We start from the raw sequence: 1825 nt of genomic DNA, 5'->3' as shown, positions 1-1825 counted from the left end.
GCCGGAACGTCGTCTCGAGCGTCGAGGAGATGACCGGGATGGAGATGGTGGAAGTGAACATGTCGGTCAACGATGTGCACCTGGACGAGAGTTCCGAGGAGTCGTCGGGTGAGGCGCGGCAGTCTTCCGGCGGCCGTGTCGAGTGAAAACAGGCAAGGCGGCTGGAGGTGCGCACGCCCGTTTTGGCGCACGATGAGCCGGGCGCTGCTCCTGGTCTCGGCGTCGATCCGACGAAACGTGCGGGAGCCTGTCTAGGCTGCTGAGTATGGCGGCACGTCTGGTGACGGATCAGTTGGTGCCGCGAAGCTGGAAAATCGACGATGCAGCCGCGGCACTGGCGTCGGTGCTCGGTGGGGCGACGCTGTTGCCGCTGCCCCCCGGAGGAGTGGACCTTGAACTGGGACGGCACTTGCATCCCTCGGCATGGGAGCAGGGATACGCCAGCGAGAACACTACGCGTTGGCGCGGTGGGCTTTCCAACACGACGTCGATGCGCTGTTCGCGGTTGTCCGGCCGGACAACGCGCGCGCCGCCACCTTCGTGCGCCGCAACGGTATGGAATGGGTGGGGGAGACCAGCAAGTACTTCGGGGCGACCATGCAGTTGTACCGGCTCCGCCCCGCTGACTTCGACCAGGTGCGGCAGGTCTCGCTGCCACCTGGTTTCGAGACCGAGCAGATTCCCGGATTCCGCTTGCGCGCTCCGGCGAAGCCGCGTGCACCGATGAACCCGGTCGGGCCGTTCGTACGCGGCGACCCGGCGGATCACCAACACCATTCCGAACCCGCCCGCGGCTTCGCCGGGCATTCCCCGGACACGGTGCTGGAACGGCGTCGCCGATGACGAAACACAGCGACTGCCCGCAGTAAGTCCACTTCGGACAATTCGGGTACCGGGAGCCCAGGTGGCGGGCCGAGCGAGAATCCCGCCGTCGTTGCCGAGGTGTTCCGGCACCGTGGGGCGCAACGCAGTTCGGCGGCGTGCTCGAACGACGTTGATCACGAACAGGGGCGGGAGGCCCACCAACCGGCGTTTCCGGCCGGACGCGCCGGATCCGGGACAGGCGGCGGCCGCGTTCGTCGCCGAGGTGTGTGAACACCCGTGATCGAGGGTAAGTCGGGTGACGTCAGAAGATCATGCGTGAGGACCCTGCCGCAGATGCGGCACAGCCGGCGGTTCCACCGCCGAACGGGCCAAGGGCGTACAGCCGCGTTGCGCCTGGGGGGCTGCTCCCCGTGGGTACTCGGTCAGGGCAGGTCCGGTCCGGCCACGGGTCCAACGGGTACTGCCGACCGCGCTCGACCACGTTTTCACCTCCGAGATAGAACACGCCTTTAACGCGATGCAGCACGCCATGCACCAAACCGAACTGCCCGAAGGCGCCCAGCGCATTCGGCAGATCAAAGAGCGGATGCGGCGGAACCAGCGCCTTGACGATCCTGTCGCAGAATGAGCCCGCGGCCGGGAGGCGTCCCGTGATCGATACCGGTATCGCCTTACCGGACACCGGGAACCAGTGGAGTTACCTGGTGGGCAGGTCGTTCGATGCGGGTCACCGACCCGCGTGGCGGAAGGAATGTCGTGATGGCCGGAGACGAGACGGCCGAGCAGGCGGATCGAGGCCGGCACGTCGACTCGGGGTCGCGTCCGGGAAGGCAGGACGACTGGCCCTCGCAGATCCCGGCTCGGGGCTGGGGGCAGATTCTGCTGCGGGCGTGGAAAGCCGGCAGTGCCGACAACATCTACATGCTGGCCGGCAGTGTCGCGTTCTTCGCGTTTTTGGCGATCTTTCCCACGCTGATCGCGCTGCTCACTGTCTTCGGGC

General features: G+C 66.8%; 1 protein-coding gene and 1 pseudogene. Both read left to right on the top strand.

Annotated elements, in window-relative coordinates; genetic code table 11:
- Nucleotides 1–459: 459 nt before the first annotated feature.
- Nucleotides 460–843 (top strand): hypothetical protein, encoded by a 384-nt coding sequence (locus IJH84_RS28380; protein WP_295151055.1) that lies wholly within the window; start codon nt 460–462, stop codon nt 841–843.
- Between the two features lie 702 nt (nt 844–1545).
- A pseudogene (locus IJH84_RS28375) lies at nt 1546–1825 on the top strand (hypothetical protein); the annotation flags it as partial.

Origin of the sequence: Saccharopolyspora sp. (genome assembly GCF_017434145.1) — a bacterium.
Lineage (GTDB): Bacteria > Actinomycetota > Actinomycetes > Mycobacteriales > Pseudonocardiaceae > Saccharopolyspora_C > Saccharopolyspora_C galaxeae.
Note: the sequence above shows the minus strand (reverse complement) of the source record. Positions and strands in the feature narration are given on the sequence as shown.